Here is a 14,813-nt window from a genome sequence, read left to right as displayed (position 1 = left end):
ACCCCTGCACGGTCGGCCATCACCCGTCCGTCCCCCTTGTTGTGACGCATCTGGCGCGGAGGCTGGAGGCACTCATGAGTACGACCACTTCACACACCCCCGAGTCCGAGGGACCGTCCCGGCCCGCCCGGCTCATCCAGAACGAGGTGACCACCGAGATCCCGGTCCACCTGCTGTTCCGCGACGACCCGGACCCGGTGTCGGTCCCCCTCAAGCCCGCCGTGGTGGCCCGCAGACAGGGCACCGGCGAGCAGCCCCGCCTGCGCAGGACCGCCCAGGCCGCCCCGCGCTCCGTCCCCGACGTCGACCCCGAACTGGCCGAGCGTCCCGCGCGGGTGCTGCCGGGCGCGGCGGGCGTCCTCGCCGGCGTCTGCGGCATGGCGGGGTGCGCGGTCACCTCGTGGTGGGCGGGCGTCGTACCGCCGCTCGCGCTGGAGGCACTGCGGCTGCCGGCGTACGCGCACGCGGGCCTCGGCCCGGTGCAGTGGGCCGCCTACGCGGGCGCCGGTGCCCTCGGGCTCTTCGGCTTCGGCGGGCTGGCCCGGGGCCGGACCGGACGGGCCTGGGTGCTCGGGCTGTTCGGCCGCTACCGGGGGACCGTCCGGCGCACCGGGCTGCTGTGGGTCAACCCGCTGCTGCTGCGCCGCCGGGTCGACGTACGGCTGCGGCACTGGCGCAGCGAGCCGATGGCGGCGGCCGACGCGAGCGGGGTCGGGCTCAGGGTCGTGGTCCTCGTGGTGTGGCGGGTGCGGGACACCGCGCGGGCCACGCTCGGCGTCGACGACCACGAGACCTATCTGCGCGAGTGCGTCGAGGCCGCGCTCGCCCGGATCCCGGTGGAGGCGCCGGGCTCGGGACGCGGTTCGGCCGACGCGGCGGGGGAGGCGCTGACCCGGCTGGTGACCGCGGAGACCGCCGCGGTCGGCGTGCAGGTGTTCTCGGTGCAGCCGCTGCGCATCGAGTACGCCCCTGAGGTCGCCGCCGCGATGCACCGCCGCCGGATCGCCGCGCTGGACGCCCAGCACCGGGCGACCGTGCTGACGTCGGTCGTGGACTCGGTCGAGGACACGGTGACCCGGCTGACCATGCGCGGTCTGGTCGAACTGGACGACTACGAACGCAAGGCGCTCGTGAAGGACCTGACGGTCGCGTTCTCCTCGGGGTGTATGGACACGGTCAACACACGGTAATACTCTGCTACTTGGTCTAGACCTGCAAGCTCATCGAACTTCCCCACGTTCCCAGGAGCAGCAGCATGCGCAGAAGGACCAAGTGGTACGCCACCGCGCTCGGCCTCACCACCGCCGGCACCCTCGTCCTCTCCACCGGGGGTGCCAGCGGCCACGGCTACACCGACCTCCCCATCAGCAGGCAGAAGCTCTGCCAGAACGGCACGGTGACGAACTGCGGCGACATCCAGTGGGAGCCGCAGAGCGTCGAGGGCCCCAAGGGCTTCCCGGCCGGCGGACCCGCCGACGGCCAGATCTGCAACGGCGGCGTCAGCCGCTTCAGCCAGCTCAGCGCACCGAGGACCCCCTCGGGCGCCGCCTGGCCGGCGACCAAGGTGACGGGCGGGCAGAGCTACACGTTCCGCTGGCAGTTCACCGCCATGCACGCCACGACCGACTTCAAGTACTACGTCACCAAGGCGGGCTGGAACCAGAACCACAACCTCGCCCGCTCCGACCTCAACCTCACCCCGTTCCTGACCGTCCCCTACAACGGCCAGCGACCCCCCTCCACCCTCTCGCACAGCGGCACCCTGCCGTCCGGGCTCAGCGGACGGCACGTGATCGTCGCGGTGTGGACGATCGCCGACACGACCAACGCGTTCTACGCCTGCTCGGACGTCACGTTCTGAGCATCGCTTGAGACAGTCCAGGCTTCCCCCGGGGTAGGTTCCCCCACACGATCAAGCGATCGGTGCCTGACCTCGGGGGATCCGTCATGAGCGCCTTCTTCTACGCCGTTCCCGTCCTGATCATGGCCGTGGCCATCTCGGGCGCGTACCTCATGGTGCGGCGCTGGCTGCGGATGCGCAGAGCCTGGAGGAGCGGGCTCACCGCCGAGGCGCGGTGCCTGCGGGTGTACACCGTGGCGCGCGGCGGAGGCGACAGCCGGGTGCGCACGAGCCTGCGCCATGTATACGAGTTCAGGGCCCGCGACGGCCGGATGGTCCGCTTCGAGGAGGAGGGCGGCCCGGGCACCGTACTCGAGGGCGATGTCGTCACCGCGCACTACGCCGAGGGCCCCCGCATCGTGGCCACGGCCCGTCCCGGTGGCGGCGGGCAGGGCTGCGCCGCCTTCGTGGTGGTGGCCTTCGCCGGGGTGGTCGTCCTGTTCTGCGCCGGCTTCATGGCCGCCTTCGCCGCGATGCCCTAAGCCTCCACATCTGACGGTCCGTCAACTACCGTACGCCTCCATGGACTCCAGGAGGCGTACGGTCGCGGAGCTCGTCGTCGGACGGTGGGGTGACCACCGGCCCGGACTGTGGTTCGAGGGGCGGGAGTTCACCCACCACGAGGTGACGGCCGGTGCCGCCGCACGGGCGGCGCTGCTGACCGACCTCCTGCCGGGCCCGGGCGCCCACATCGGCGTCCTGCTCGACAACACCCCTGAATACCCGATGTGGTTGAGCGCGGCCGCCCTCGCCCGGGCCGCCGTCGCCGGCATCAACCCCACCCGCCGGGGCCCCGAACTCGCCCGCGACATCCTGCACACCGAGTGCCGACTGCTGATCACCGAGCCCTCCCAGCTCCCGTTGCTGCGCGGCCTCGACCTGCCCGGCGTCCGGATCCTGGTGTGCGGCTCCGAGGAGTACGACAGCCTGCTCGCGCCCTACGCCGGTGCCGAACCGGACGCCTCCCGTGCCGCCCCCGAGGACCGGCTCCTCCTCTACTTCACCTCGGGCTCCACCGGCGCCCCCAAGGCCGCGCTCTGCTCCCAGGGCCGGCTGGCCGCCGCCGGGCGCTCCCTGGCCGACCAGTTCCGGCTCGGCCCCGACGGGGTGCACTACATCTGCATGCCGATGTTCCACGGCAACGCGGTGATCGCCGACTGGGCGCCCGCGCTGGCGACCGGCGCCGGGGTCGCGCTCAGGCGGCGGTTCTCGGCGTCGGGGTTCCTGGCGGACGTGCGCGCGTACCGGGCGACGTACTTCACCTATGTCGGCCGGGCCATCCAGTACGTCCTCGCCACCGAGCCGCGCGAGGACGACCGGGACAACCCGCTGCGGCTCGGCTTCGGCACCGAGGCGGGGGCGGTGGACGCGGCTGCCTTCGAGCGCCGGTTCGGGGTGCGGCTGGTGGAGGGGTACGGCTCCTCCGAGGGCGGCGCGGCGATCCAGTGGGCGCCGGGGACGCCTCGGGGCGCGGTCGGTCGGGCGGGGCCCGGGCTCGTCGTACTGGATCAGGAGACGGGCCGGGAGCGACCGCCCGCACGCTTCGACGCGGCCGGGCGGCTGCTGAACGGGGGCGAGGCGATAGGGGAGCTGGTGAACCGGGCGCCGAACCCCTTCGAGGGGTACTGGCGCAACCCCGAGGCGGATGCCGAGCGGCGCCGGGACGGCTGGTACTGGACCGGCGACCTCTTCTACCGGGACGCCGACGGCTACCTCTACTTCGCGGGCCGCACCGACGACAGGCTCCGCGTCGACAGTGAGAACCTGGCCGCCGCGATGATCGAGAACATCCTCGCGCGGTACGAGGGGGCGGAGGCCGTCGCCGTGTACGCGGTACCGGATCCGGTGACCGGGGACCAGGTGATGGCGACGATCGCCGGAACCTTCGACCCCGTCGCCTTCGCGGCTTTCCTGGCGGCCCAGCCGGACCTCGGCACGAAGATGGCCCCACGGTTCGTGCGGGTCGTGGATCACATGCCGGTCACAGCCACCAACAAGATCAACCGAGCCCAGCTCAGAAAAGAGGGCCTGAACTGCACGGACCCCGTGTGGTGGCGCGGGCCCGGCGAAGAGACCTACCGAAGCCGGACCCCGAAAAACGCCGAAGGGCCCTTCGCTCCCACGAAAGGCCCTTCACCGGTGCGCCGCCAGGGACTCGAACCCCGGACCCGCTGATTAAGAGTCAGCTGCTCTAACCAACTGAGCTAGCGGCGCATGACTCTCGCCGTCCGCCTCTCGGCGGCTGGCGACAGAGAAAATACTACCCGGTCGAAAGGGGTGCTTCTGACCACCGGCGAGTGAGCCGACCTAGGGGCGCGGGGCTGCGTCGATCTGCGGCTCCGCCGCGTGGGCGCGACCAGCCCCCACGGCCCGCAGGCGACCGACGACCTCCCGCGCTGCGCCTAGATCGCCAGCGACAGGAGAACGGGCGCCGCCCCCCGATTCAACCGCTCCGTGGCCCGCCGCAGGCGATGCGCCTGTTCGACCGGCAGCGACAATGCGAGGCATCCCACCATCGACCCCGCAGTGATCGGCACCGCCGCGCAGACCGTGCCCACCGCGTACTCCTGGAGGTCGAGGTGGGGAACCGTCGCGGGCTGGGTCTCCAGACGGGACAGGAGCAGCTTGTCGCTGGTGATGGTGCGGGACGTGAGCCGCGTCATCCGGTGCCGGGAGAGATGGTCCCGCCGGCCGTTGTGGTCGAGCTGACTCAGCAGGCTCTTGCCCACCGCCGTCGCGTGCGCGGAGGAGCGGAAGTCCACCCACTCGTTGACCGCCGGGGTCGCGGGCCCGTCGGCGTACTGTTCGACGGAGATCTCACCGTCGACGTACCGGCTGATGTACACGGCCGCGCCGATGGTGTCGCGCAGCTCGTCGAGGGTGCGCTGGAGCTTGGCGCGCAGGGCCTCGTCACGGTGGTGGACCGAGCTCAGCCTGGTCAGGGCGTCCCCGGTCACATAGGCGCCGTCGGCCACCTGCTCGACGTAGCCCTCACGGCGCAGCATCCTCAGGAGCGTGGTCAGTCGCTCCGGGTCCAGGCCGGTCGTGCGGGCGAGTTCGGCGTCGGTGACTCCGGCGGTGTGCCGTGCCACGGTCTCCAGGACGCGCAGCGCGTCCTGGGCCGAGTGGTACGGCGCGGTCGGTTCGTGCTTCAGCGCCACGGTGTTCCCCCTGCGCTCGCTCGGTCGCACTACTACTGGGCCGTAATCCAGACAGCGATCCCCTCCACGATAACCGGCAAAAGGCTTGCAGTGAGCGGCTGTTGGCGAGATTCCGTCCCCGGGCCGGGCCGCTCAGCAGGGGTGCTGGCACGCTGGCATATGCCAGAGACATGACCCGGGTCCGGGACCTCGCAGGTTGAACTATGTTCACTTCCCGCCGTCAGAGAACCGCGCTGAGAAATTCCCGGGTGCGGTCCTGTTCGGGCTCGCTGAACATCTTCTCCGGCGGCCCCGACTCGATGATCCGGCCCGCGTCGAACATCAGGACCTGGTCGGAGATGTCCCGGGCGAAGCCCATCTCGTGGGTCACGCAGAGCATCGTGATGTCGGTGGTGCGGGCGATGTCCCGCAGCACGTCGAGGACACCGGCCACCAGCTCCGGGTCCAGTGCCGAGGTCACCTCGTCGAGCAGCAGCACCCGCGGCCGCATGGCGAGCGCCCGCGCGATCGCCACCCGCTGCTGCTGCCCGCCGGACAGCTGGGTCGGCCGGGCCCCGGCCTTGTCGGCGAGCCCCACCAGGTCGAGCAGCTCACGCGCGCGTGCCTCCGCCTCGTCCTTCGGCAGGCCGAGCACGGTGACCGGAGCCTCGGTGATGTTGCGCAGGACCGACATGTTCGGGAACAGGTTGAACTGCTGGAAGACCATCCCGATCTTCTTGCGCACCTCGCGCAGCTGCTTCTCCGGCGCCGGGAAGAGCTTCTCCCCGTCGACGCTGACCGTCCCCTCGTCGGGCTTGGTCAGGGTCATCAGCATCCGCAGGATCGTGGTCTTGCCGGAGCCGGAGGGGCCGATCAGCGTCACGTGCTTGCCGGAGTCGACCGAGAAGTTCAGCCGGTCCAGGACGGTGTTGGACCCGAAGCGCTTGGTGACGTCCTCGAAGCGGATCAGCTCGCTGCCGTCCACCGGCGGGTTGGTGTGGGCGTCGGGCTCTTTCATCAGGGGGGTGTCAGCGGACAAGACGTCGCTCCAGGGATCGCAGGAGAAGGGAGGCCAGATAGGAGATGACGATGAAGGCCACGCCGATCACGGTCAGCGGCTCGGTGAACTGGAAGTGCTCCTGCGCGAACAGCCGCGCCTCGCCGAGCATCTCCAGGACCGTGATCACCATCAGCATCGGTGTGTCCTTGAGCATCGAGATCACGTAGTTGCCGAGGGCCGGCACGACCCGGCGGATCGCCTGCGGCAGGATCACCACCTGCCAGGTCCTGACCCTCGGCAGGTTCAGTGCCGTCGCCGCCTCCCACTGGCCGGCGGGCACCGCCTCGATACCGGCCCGGTAGACCTGCATCGTGTACGTCGAGTAGTGCAGCCCGATCCCGATGACACCGGTGGCCAGCGCGGAGAGGGTCACGCCCCACTCGGGCAGCACGTAGAAGAGGAAGAACAGCTGCACCAGCAGCGGGGTGTTGCGCACGAACTCCGTGACCACCCCGACCGGCCAGCGCACGAACCGCGAGGGCGCGCGCATCAGCAGCGCCCACACCAGGCCCAGTACGAAGGAGATCAGCGAGCCGAGCGCGAGGGCCTGAAGGGTGACCAGCAGACCGTCCCAGAACTGCGGCATGAAGTCGCTTACGGCACTCCAGTCCCACGTCATGCGACATGACCTCCTACGCCCGTCGTCTGCGCCCGCTTCAGCTCGGCGTCGGTGTCAAGGCCGAGCCGGGGCTCCTTGCCGACGCCCGCCTTCAACTTCTTCTCCAGCCCCCGCATCAGGCGCGTGAGCGCGAAGGCGATCACGAAGTAGATGAGCAGCAGATACGTGTAGATCCCGGCGCTCTCCTGGAGCGCGAGCCGCACCAGGTTGCCGCTGAAGGCCAGGTCGCCCATGCCCATCACGGACACCAGCGCGGTGCCCTTGAGCAGTTCGACCAGCAGGTTGGAGAACGGCGGGATCATCTCCGGCACCGCCTGCGGCAGCAGGATCAGCCGCAGCCGCTGCCAGGGCGTGAAGCTCAGCGCGATCCCGCCCTCCTGCTGGGCCGGGTCGACCGCCTTGAGCGCCCCGCGCACGATCTCGGAGCCGTACGCCCCGTAGGTCAGGCCGAGCGCGAGGGTGCCCGCCCACATGGGCACGAGCTGCCAGCCGAAGGCGGGGGGCAGCACGAAGAACACCCAGAAGATCATGACCAGCGCGGAGGTCCCGCGGAACACCTCGGTGTAGAAGCCCGCCAGGAAGCGGACGATCCACAGCCGGTGGGTGCGCAGGACGCCGACCACGAAGGACACGGCGGCGGCCAGTAGCGAGCTGAACACCAGCAGCTGGACCGTCGTCCAGACGCCCTTGAGTACCAGTTCCCAGAGTCCGGAGGTCATCCGCCGCAGAGCTCCTTCGCGGTCAGGTCCGTCATCTCGGCCTTCGTGAACCCGAAGGGCTCGAGGATCCGGAACAGTTCGCCGCTCTTCTTCAGTTTCCGCAGCTCGACGTTGAAGGCGTCCCGCAGGTTCGTCTCGGTGCGGCGGAACGCGAAGGCGCCCCCGTCGACGTGCGGCTTGCCGCCCACGGTCGGGGTGAAGGCCTTCGTCGCCTCCGCCTTGGCCGACTTCTTCACCACCTCACGGGTGGTCAGCGCGGTCCCGGCGAACACGTCGACGCGTCCGGCCTCCACCGCGTTCAGTCCCGCGACCTGGTCCGGCACGATCAGGATGTCGCTCTCCTTGTAGCCCGCCTCGACGGCGTACTGGATCTCCGCGTATCCGGTGCCGGTGGCGAACTTCGCCTTCTTCTCGACGACGTCCTTGTAGTTGTGAAGACCTTTTGGATTTCCCTTGCGCACGATGAAGGAATCGAGCATCTGATAGTCGGGATCCGCGAAGATCACCTGTTCGCAGCGTTCCGGGGTGACATACATGCCGGCCGCCACGACATCGAACTGCTGCGAATTCAGGCCGGGAATGAGCGAGCCGAACTCGGTGGGCACCGGCTGCACCTTTTCCACGCCCAGCCGCTTGAAGACGACCCGCGCGAGTTCGGGTGCCTCGCCGGTCAGTTCGCCGTTCTTGTCGATGTAACCGAAGGGGATCTCACCTGCGATTCCCAGCCGTACGACCCCGGTCGCCCGCAGCCGGTCGAGCAGATCGCCGCCTCCCTCGGTCGAGGCCGTGGCCACGCGCGAGCAGCCCGCAGCGCCCAGCGCGCCGAGCGCCGCCACCCCCGCGAGCAGCGATCGGCGGGTGGTTCCGGATATGTGTGTGCCATGTTCCAGTGGTGGAGCCATGGCGGCGCGGCTACCCGACCGGATGCGACCTATGCGGATTTATTTGAGCCTCTTTTTCGCCGAGGCCCTCTTGACCGGCGGGGGACCATGGAGTGCATGGCTGACCGTTACATCGAAGTCTCGCTGGTCAAGCGCGGGATCACCGCCACGGCAAAGCTCCTCGACGACCGGGCGCCGCTCACCTGCGCGGCCGTATGGAGTGCCCTTCCGCTCGCCGGTGACGTCTATCACGCGAAGTACGCGCGCAACGAGATCTACGCGCTCTTCGCGCCGTTCGCGGAAAACGAACCGCCCCTGGAAAACCCGACAGTCACCCCCATTCCCGGAGATCTCTGTTATTTCTCCTTCGCGGGCACGCAGCTCGGGACGCCGTCCCACGGCTACGACCGGGAGGTACGCCCGGACGCGACCGTCGTCGACCTCGCCCTCTTCTACGAACGCAACAACCTGCTCCTGAACGGGGACGTGGGCTGGGTGCCGGGCACCGTGTGGGGCGAGGTGACCGAGGGCCTCGACGCCCTCGCCGAGGCCTGCAACGACCTCTGGCGCGCGGGCGCCCTCGGCGAATCCCTCCGCTTCAGCCGCGCCTAGCGCCCACCCCGGCCGGCACCCCCGCCGCCTCCGCCTTGTACAGCGCGTGCGCCGCCCGCAGCACCAGGTCGTCCCGGTGTCGGGCGGCGACGAGCTGGAGGCCCACCGGCAGTCCGTCGGCGTCTGTGCCGACGGGGACGCTCGCCGCCGGCTGCTGCGTCATGTTGAAGGGGTAGGTGAACGGGGTCCAGCCGGTCCAGCGCTGGTGACCCGAGCCCTTCGGGACCTCAAGGCCCGCCTCGAACGCGGTGATCGGGAGGGTCGGGGTGACGAGGAGGTCGTAGGAGTCGTGGAAACGGCCCATGCGGCGGCCGAGTTCCATGCGGACGTCCACCGCGGCGAGGTAGTCGAGCGCGCTCATCCGCCCGCCCCGGGCGCGGATCTCCCGCAGCCCGGGGTCCAGCAACTCCCGCTGGTGCGCCCCCAGATGCTGGGTCACCCGGGCCGCCCCGCTGAACCACAGGGTGTGGAAGGCGTCCACCGGGTCGGCGAAGTCGGGGTCCGCCTCGGTGACGTACGCGCCGAGTCCGGCCAGCCGCTCCACGGCCCGCCGCACCGCCGCGGCGACCCCGGGCTGGACCGCCACCTGGCCGCCGAGGGACGGCGAGTACGCGATCCGCAGGCCCCGCACCCCGCCCCGCAGGGCCGCGGAGTACGGGCCCGCCGCGGGACCGAGCGCCGACCAGTCGCGGGAGTCCGGCACCCCGATCACATCGAGCAGCAGGGCCGCGTCGGCCGCGTCCCGGGTCATCGGGCCCACATGGGCGAGGGTGCCGAAGGCGCTCGCCGGGTACAGCGGCACCCGGCCGTACGTCGGCTTCAGGGCGAAGATCCCGCAGAACGCGGCCGGGATACGGACACTGCCGCCGCCGTCCGTGCCGAGCGCCAGCGGCCCCGCGCCGAGCGCCACGGCCGCCGCGGCGCCCCCGCTGGAGCCGCCCGCGGTGCGCGTCGGGTCGTAGGGATTGCGGGTCACGCCCGACAGCGGCGAGTCCGTGACGCCCTTCCAGCCGAACTCCGGTGTCGTGGTCTTGCCGAGGAACACCGCGCCGCTCTCCCGCAGCCGGGCCACCGACGGCGCGTCCTCGTCCCACCGCCCGTGCTCGGCGACGGTCCTGGAGCCCTTGAGCGTCGGTGTCCCGCGCATCAGCAGGATGTCCTTCACCGTGACCGGTACGCCGTCCAGCGCGCCCGACGGCTCCCCGCGCCGCCAGCGGTCCGCCGACGCCCCCGCCTGTGCGAGGGCCTCCTCCCAGGTCAGGCGCACGAAGGCGTTCACCTCCGGCTGGATCTCCGTAGCCCGGTCGAGAGCCGCCCGGGCCGCCTCGACGGGGCTGAACTCCCCCTTGCGGTAACCCTCGACGAGTTGTACGGCGGTCAGTCCGGTGAGGTCCTGCATGTGCTGCCCCTCCGCTCGGCGTTCAGTGCCCTGGCACGTACCCGCGCTTCTTGTCGACCACGTTCACGAGAGATCTGCCCGCCTCCCAGCGCTCGTACATCTCCACGAACTGCGCGGAGAGTTCGTCCCGCCAGCCGACGGTGTCACCGCTCATGTGCGGCGACACGATCAGACCGGGGACGTGCCACAACGGGCTGTCCGGCGGCAGCGGTTCGGAGTCGAAGACGTCGAGGGCCGCGCCCGCGATCCACCGCTTGGTGAGCGCCTCCACCAGGTCCTGCTCCACGACCAGTTGGCCCCGGCCGATGTTGATGAACCGCGCGGAGGGCTGCATCATCCCGAAGCGGCGGGCGTCGAACATGCCCCGGGTCTCGGCCGTGAGCGGAGCGGCCGAGATCACCCAGTCCGCGCGGGCCATCAGCCGGCTGAGGTCGTCGGGGCCGTGGATCCCGGTGCGGGAACGGCGGCCCACCAGCGCGGTGGTGATGCCGAGTGCCTTGAGGGCGGCGACGATCGCCCGGCCGATGGGCCCGGAACCGACCACGCACGCGCGCGTGCCCGCCACCCGCTGCGACTCCCGGTGCCGCCACACGCCCTCGCGCTGCAACTCGAGGGTGCGGGGCAGGTCCTTGGCCATCGTCAGGACCAGCGCGGCCACGTACTCGGCGATCGGCTGGTCGAAGACCCCGCGCGCGTTGGTCACCACCGTGTCGGAGTCGGCGAGTTCGGGGCACATCAGATGGTCCACACCCGCGCTCGCCGTGTGCACCCAGCGCGGCCGCGGGCCCTCGCCCGGCCACGCGTCACGCACCGCGGTCGAGGCGAAATCCCACACCAGCAGCACATCGGCGGACGGCAGCCGCTCGGCGAGCGTGGTCGCGTCCGCGTGCTCGACGCGGGCCCGGCCGGTGAGCCTGCCGAGGCGCGGAAGAGGGTCGGCGTCGAGGACGAGGAGGGTGGGCACGGACATCGAGGCACCGTTTCTGCGGGGCGCCGCGCGGGTTCCGGGAGGGCCGCACGGGCGGTTTCTGCACGTTCAGGAGGGCCGGCCGACCTTTTTCCGCCGGTTTCCGCGGCGCGGCCGAGCGTCTGACGTGGGCGGAAACACCGGGGGTGGGTCAGGTGTGACGTGAGCGTGACATGGGCGGATTGACCACGCTCGCACCCGAACCTACCTTCGTCAACACGGGCGTTGCGCACGTTCCGCTGTCCCCCCGTCTCTCAGCGTGAGGCCGGTCATCGCCATGGACGTCTCCTTTCTCGGTGGTCCGCGCCCGCAGCGCGGTGTCGGTGTCGTCGCCCCCTTCGACTTCGCGCTCGACCGCGAACTGTGGCGCTGGGTCCCCGAGGAGGTCTCGCTCCATCTGACCCGCACCCCGTACGTCCCCGTCGAGGTCAGCCTCGACCTGGCCCGGCTGGTCAGCGAGCACGAGACCCTGCACGACGCCGTGCGCACGCTCCACGCCATCGCCCCCGAGGTGGTCGCCTACGCCTGCACCTCCGGCAGCTTCGTCGGCGGGATCGCGGGGGAGCGGGCCATGTGCGCGGCCATGACCAGGGCCGGCGCGGTGCCCTCCCTGACCACCTCCGGCGCCCTCCTGGACGCCCTCGCCGAGCTCGGCGTGACCCGGGTCGCCCTGGTGACGCCGTACACCGAGTCGGTGACCCGGGCGCTCGAGGAGTACGTCGCCGAGGCGGGCGTCTCGGTCACCGGGTGCGCCTACATGGGCCTGACCCGGCACATCTGGAAGGTGCCCTACCGCGAGGTCTCCGAGATGGCCCACAGGGCCGTACGGCCCGACGCCCAGGCCTTGTTCATCAGCTGCACCAACCTGGCGACCTACGACGTCATCCCCCAGCTGGAGGCGGAACTGCGCATACCGGTGATCTCGGCCAACCAGGTGACCATGTGGGCGGCGTTGCGCCGACTGGGTACCCGAGCCGTGGGACCGTACCAGGCGCTGATCGATCCGGCGGCCAGGAGCGGCCCCGCGCGCCCGGAGATCCCGGGCCTGCCGGACGTCCGGGAACTACCGGACGGAGAACAGCAGCAGGAAGGCTGGACATGACCGCTCTCGGATTCCTCTACCCGGGCCACGCCGCGGAGGACGACTATCCGCGCATCGAACAGCTCCTGGGCAGCGACATCCGCCTGGACGTCGTCCACACCGACATCGGCACCGATGCCCACCGCGTGGACGCCCTCCTGGAGATGGGCTCGGCCGGGCGGCTCGCCGCGGGCGTCGAGCAACTGCGCCTGTCGGGCTCCGAGTCCGTCGTGTGGGCCTGCACGAGCGGCAGCTTCGTGTACGGCTGGGAGGGCGCCCACGAGCAGGTCCGCACCCTGGCCGTCTCGGCCGGCCTACCCGCCTCCTCGACGTCCTTCGCCTTCGTGCACGCGGCGCAGGAGATCGGCGCAGGGCGGGTGGCGGTCGCGGCGACCTACCCGGACGACGTGGCCGAACTGTTCGCCGAGTTCCTGCGGGCCGGCGGGATCGAGGTCCTCCAGGTCCGCGGCGCCGGGATCGTCACCGCGGCCGAGGTCGGCACCTGGGGCGAGGAGGAGGTCTTCGCGCTGGCCCGTCAGGCCGACTCACCGGACGCGGAGGCGCTCCTGCTCCCGGACACGGCCCTGCACACCGCCACCCACATCCCGGCCCTGGAGAAGGAGTTCGGCAAGCCGGTCCTCACCGCCAACCAGGTCACCGTGTGGGAGGCCCTCCGGCTGACCGACCGCAGGGTCAACGCGCCGTCGCTGGGGACGCTGTTCACCAAGGAGCCGCTCGTCCAGGCGTGAAGCGACCGGCGGAAGGGACCGGCCGTCCCGGCGTGAGCCACCGTAGGCGGAGGGGGCCGGCCGTCCCCCGCGGGCGGCCGGGCTCCGGCTCCCGTCACATCCGGCTCCGGCGGCGCACCGCTCGCAGCCGCATCGTCAGGCCGATGGCCAGCATGATCAGGGCGGCGGCGCCGTAGGCCCACGAGCCGCTGCCCCGCACGGCGTCGACGCAGGCCAGGACGACCCACAGGCCGGCCACCACGCTCAGCGCGGTCCAGGCGATATCGGCGATACGGATGGACAGCTGGGCCTCCTGCCGGGTCCCGGGCTCCAGCGGCCCGATCTCCCCATCCCGTGAAGTGCTCTCCCTCGTCATGGGCGATCCCTCCGGTCCGTGAGGTGGTGCGCTCTGGGTACCCGGGGGCCCGCGCGGCAAGCGGCCGGGCACCGGACGGGATGTGGAGGCGGGGCCTCCGTGGACGAGGGGGTGGTGGCCGGGGACGGGCGGCGTCCGGGAATAACCGGGGACAGTCTCCTGTTCACGCCACGACGACAGCGCACGGCTGACGACAGCGCACGGCTCACGAGCAGGAGGCACCCCACCGTGGCGGAAGACGAGATCCGAGGTACTGCCGAGGGCACCGCCCCCGTACCCCTCTCGGTCCTGGACCTGGTCACCGTCGGAGCCGGCCGCACGGCCGGCGACGCCCTGCGCACCAGCGTCGCCATCGCCAGGCTCGCGGAGTCCCGCGGCTTCCACCGCTACTGGGTCGCCGAGCACCACTCCATGCCGGGCGTGGCGTCCTCGTCCCCCGCGGTGATCCTCGCCCACCTCGCCGCCCACACCTCCCGCATCCGGCTCGGTTCGGGCGGCGTCATGCTGCCCAACCACGCCCCGCTGGTCATCGCGGAGCAGTTCGGCACGCTGGAGGCCATGGCCCCCGGCCGGGTCGACCTGGGCCTCGGCCGCGCCCCGGGCACCGACGGCGCCACCGCCGCCGCCCTGCGCCGCACCGACCGCCTGCACGAGGGCGCCGACGACTTCCCCGAGCAGCTCATGGAGCTCACCCGCTTCCTGGACGACGACTTCCCCGACGGCCACCCCTACCGCCGTATCCACGCGGTGCCCGGCCCGGTCCAGGCGACCTCGCCCGGCGGCGTCCAGTCCCCGCACCGCCCGCCGATCTGGCTCCTTGGCTCCTCCGGCTTCAGCGCCCGCCTGGCCGGCTCCCTCGGGCTGCCCTTCGCTTTCGCGCACCACTTCTCGGCGCAGAACACCATCCCGGCCCTGGACCTGTACCGCGAGTCCTTCCGGCCCTCCGCGGTCCTCGACGAGCCCTACGCCCTCATCGGCGTCTCCGCCCTCGCCACCGACGACGAGCGGGAGGCCCGCCGCCAGGTCCGCGCCGCCGCCCTCAGCATGATCCGGCTGCGCACCGGCCGCCCCGGCCTGGTCCCCACCCCGGAGGAGGCGGAGGCCTACGAGTTCAGCCCGATGGAGGAGGAGTTCGCGAACTCCTGGAACGCCAACGTCATCCACGGCACCGCCGACGAGGTCCGCTCCGGCCTCGACGACCTCCACAAGCGCACCGGCGCCGACGAGCTGATGCTCACGGGCAACGCCCACAGCGGCGACGTACGCCTGCGGTCCTACGAACTCATCGCCGACGCCTACGGGTTGCCGACGGCCTGACCGTCGGCCGCCCC

At 71.4% G+C, this 14,813-nt stretch carries 16 protein-coding genes and 1 tRNA gene; 8 read left to right on the top strand and 9 right to left on the bottom strand.

Features of this window, described 5'->3' with window-relative positions:
- The first annotated feature begins 74 nt into the window (after nt 1-74).
- The 4 genes from IF54_RS0120980 to IF54_RS40770 all read left to right on the top strand — a co-directional run bounded on the left by IF54_RS0120980 (nt 75) and on the right by IF54_RS40770 (nt 4,075).
- Nucleotides 75-1,190 carry an SPFH domain-containing protein gene (locus IF54_RS0120980; protein ID WP_030320909.1) on the top strand — a complete coding sequence of 372 codons (1,116 nt, stop codon included), beginning with the start codon at nt 75-77 and terminating at the stop codon, nt 1,188-1,190.
- 65 nt (nt 1,191-1,255) lie between these two features.
- Nucleotides 1,256-1,861: a lytic polysaccharide monooxygenase auxiliary activity family 9 protein gene (locus IF54_RS0120975; protein ID WP_030320906.1), complete on the top strand. Its 606-nt coding sequence runs from the start codon at nt 1,256-1,258 to the stop codon at nt 1,859-1,861.
- An 86-nt stretch (nt 1,862-1,947) separates the two neighbouring features.
- The gene (locus tag IF54_RS0120970) at nt 1,948-2,382 is read left to right on the top strand and encodes a hypothetical protein (RefSeq protein ID WP_030320904.1); all 435 of its coding nucleotides are present in this window, start codon (nt 1,948-1,950) and stop codon (nt 2,380-2,382) included.
- A gap of 40 nt (nt 2,383-2,422) precedes the next feature.
- Complete coding sequence (locus IF54_RS40770) at nt 2,423-4,075, top strand: long-chain-fatty-acid--CoA ligase (protein ID WP_078852062.1); 1,653 nt, start codon at nt 2,423-2,425, stop codon at nt 4,073-4,075.
- Here IF54_RS40770 and IF54_RS0120950 read toward each other — a convergent pair.
- The 6 genes from IF54_RS0120950 to ehuB form a co-directional block, all read right to left on the bottom strand.
- Nucleotides 4,041-4,114, bottom strand: a tRNA-Lys gene (locus IF54_RS0120950). The genes IF54_RS40770 and IF54_RS0120950 overlap by 35 nt on opposite strands.
- A gap of 188 nt (nt 4,115-4,302) precedes the next feature.
- On the bottom strand, nt 4,303-5,061 hold the full coding sequence (locus IF54_RS0120945; protein ID WP_030320896.1) for an IclR family transcriptional regulator: 759 nt from the start codon (nt 5,059-5,061) through the stop codon (nt 4,303-4,305).
- A gap of 220 nt (nt 5,062-5,281) precedes the next feature.
- On the bottom strand, nt 5,282-6,058 hold the full coding sequence (gene ehuA, locus IF54_RS0120940; RefSeq protein ID WP_030320894.1) for an ectoine/hydroxyectoine ABC transporter ATP-binding protein EhuA: 777 nt from the start codon (nt 6,056-6,058) through the stop codon (nt 5,282-5,284).
- A gap of 10 nt (nt 6,059-6,068) precedes the next feature.
- Nucleotides 6,069-6,719, bottom strand: a complete 651-nt coding sequence (gene ehuD / locus IF54_RS0120935) for an ectoine/hydroxyectoine ABC transporter permease subunit EhuD (protein WP_030320891.1) — start codon at nt 6,717-6,719, stop codon at nt 6,069-6,071.
- Nucleotides 6,716-7,438 (bottom strand): ectoine/hydroxyectoine ABC transporter permease subunit EhuC, encoded by a 723-nt coding sequence (ehuC, locus tag IF54_RS0120930; protein ID WP_030320888.1) that lies wholly within the window; start codon nt 7,436-7,438, stop codon nt 6,716-6,718. Before ehuC ends, ehuD begins: the two co-directional genes overlap by 4 nt.
- Nucleotides 7,435-8,340, bottom strand: coding sequence for an ectoine/hydroxyectoine ABC transporter substrate-binding protein EhuB (gene ehuB / locus IF54_RS0120925; RefSeq protein WP_030320886.1), 906 nt, complete (start codon nt 8,338-8,340; stop codon nt 7,435-7,437). The genes ehuC and ehuB overlap by 4 nt, the downstream gene beginning before the upstream one ends.
- A 96-nt stretch (nt 8,341-8,436) precedes the next feature.
- On the opposite strand from ehuB, the gene IF54_RS0120920 reads away from it, so the two are divergent.
- Complete coding sequence (locus IF54_RS0120920; RefSeq protein WP_030320883.1) at nt 8,437-8,931, top strand: DUF3830 family protein; 495 nt, start codon at nt 8,437-8,439, stop codon at nt 8,929-8,931.
- On the opposite strand, the gene IF54_RS0120915 is transcribed toward IF54_RS0120920, so the two are convergent.
- Nucleotides 8,918-10,330 carry an amidase gene (locus tag IF54_RS0120915; protein WP_030320882.1) on the bottom strand — a complete coding sequence of 471 codons (1,413 nt, stop codon included), beginning with the start codon at nt 10,328-10,330 and terminating at the stop codon, nt 8,918-8,920. The genes IF54_RS0120920 and IF54_RS0120915 overlap by 14 nt on opposite strands.
- Before the next feature lie 22 nt (nt 10,331-10,352).
- Entirely contained in the window at nt 10,353-11,300 is a 948-nt protein-coding gene (locus IF54_RS0120910; RefSeq protein ID WP_030320879.1) for a D-2-hydroxyacid dehydrogenase, read from the bottom strand.
- A 274-nt stretch (nt 11,301-11,574) separates the two neighbouring features.
- Here IF54_RS0120910 and IF54_RS0120905 point away from each other — a divergent pair, with 274 nt between their 5' ends.
- Both IF54_RS0120905 and IF54_RS0120900 read left to right on the top strand, forming a co-directional pair.
- Entirely contained in the window at nt 11,575-12,399 is an 825-nt protein-coding gene (locus IF54_RS0120905; RefSeq protein ID WP_030320878.1) for an aspartate/glutamate racemase family protein, read from the top strand.
- Entirely contained in the window at nt 12,396-13,127 is a 732-nt protein-coding gene (locus IF54_RS0120900) for an aspartate/glutamate racemase family protein (protein WP_030320877.1), read from the top strand. Before IF54_RS0120905 ends, IF54_RS0120900 begins: the two co-directional genes overlap by 4 nt.
- 94 nt (nt 13,128-13,221) lie before the next feature.
- On the opposite strand, the gene IF54_RS0120895 is transcribed toward IF54_RS0120900, so the two are convergent.
- Nucleotides 13,222-13,482, bottom strand: coding sequence for a hypothetical protein (locus IF54_RS0120895; protein ID WP_030320875.1), 261 nt, complete (start codon nt 13,480-13,482; stop codon nt 13,222-13,224).
- Nucleotides 13,483-13,710: 228 nt separating this feature from the next.
- Here IF54_RS0120895 and IF54_RS0120890 point away from each other — a divergent pair, with 228 nt between their 5' ends.
- The gene (locus IF54_RS0120890; protein WP_030320873.1) at nt 13,711-14,799 is read left to right on the top strand and encodes an LLM class flavin-dependent oxidoreductase; all 1,089 of its coding nucleotides are present in this window, start codon (nt 13,711-13,713) and stop codon (nt 14,797-14,799) included.
- Nucleotides 14,800-14,813: the final 14 nt, after the last annotated feature.

It is taken from the genome of Streptomyces sp. NRRL B-3229 (assembly GCF_000719505.1).
In the GTDB taxonomy this organism is placed as follows: domain Bacteria; phylum Actinomycetota; class Actinomycetes; order Streptomycetales; family Streptomycetaceae; genus Streptomyces; species Streptomyces griseorubiginosus.
This window is presented reverse-complemented; position numbering and strand designations above follow the sequence as displayed.

Excerpts from the sequence above, each read along its gene's own strand:
- IF54_RS0120980 (WP_030320909.1), top strand. The coding sequence starts at position 75 with ATGAGTACGACCACTTCACACACCCCCGAGTCCGAGGGACCGTCCCGG.
- IF54_RS0120975 (WP_030320906.1), top strand. The coding sequence starts at position 1,256 with ATGCGCAGAAGGACCAAGTGGTACGCCACCGCGCTCGGCCTCACCACC.
- IF54_RS0120970 (WP_030320904.1), top strand. The coding sequence starts at position 1,948 with ATGAGCGCCTTCTTCTACGCCGTTCCCGTCCTGATCATGGCCGTGGCC.
- IF54_RS40770 (WP_078852062.1), top strand. The coding sequence starts at position 2,423 with ATGGACTCCAGGAGGCGTACGGTCGCGGAGCTCGTCGTCGGACGGTGG.
- ehuA (WP_030320894.1), bottom strand. The coding sequence starts at position 6,058 with ATGAAAGAGCCCGACGCCCACACCAACCCGCCGGTGGACGGCAGCGAG.
- ehuD (WP_030320891.1), bottom strand. The coding sequence starts at position 6,719 with ATGACGTGGGACTGGAGTGCCGTAAGCGACTTCATGCCGCAGTTCTGG.
- ehuC (WP_030320888.1), bottom strand. The coding sequence starts at position 7,438 with ATGACCTCCGGACTCTGGGAACTGGTACTCAAGGGCGTCTGGACGACG.
- ehuB (WP_030320886.1), bottom strand. The coding sequence starts at position 8,340 with ATGGCTCCACCACTGGAACATGGCACACACATATCCGGAACCACCCGC.
- IF54_RS0120920 (WP_030320883.1), top strand. The coding sequence starts at position 8,437 with ATGGCTGACCGTTACATCGAAGTCTCGCTGGTCAAGCGCGGGATCACC.
- IF54_RS0120915 (WP_030320882.1), bottom strand. The coding sequence starts at position 10,330 with ATGCAGGACCTCACCGGACTGACCGCCGTACAACTCGTCGAGGGTTAC.
- IF54_RS0120910 (WP_030320879.1), bottom strand. The coding sequence starts at position 11,300 with ATGTCCGTGCCCACCCTCCTCGTCCTCGACGCCGACCCTCTTCCGCGC.
- IF54_RS0120905 (WP_030320878.1), top strand. The coding sequence starts at position 11,575 with ATGGACGTCTCCTTTCTCGGTGGTCCGCGCCCGCAGCGCGGTGTCGGT.
- IF54_RS0120900 (WP_030320877.1), top strand. The coding sequence starts at position 12,396 with ATGACCGCTCTCGGATTCCTCTACCCGGGCCACGCCGCGGAGGACGAC.
- IF54_RS0120895 (WP_030320875.1), bottom strand. The coding sequence starts at position 13,482 with ATGACGAGGGAGAGCACTTCACGGGATGGGGAGATCGGGCCGCTGGAG.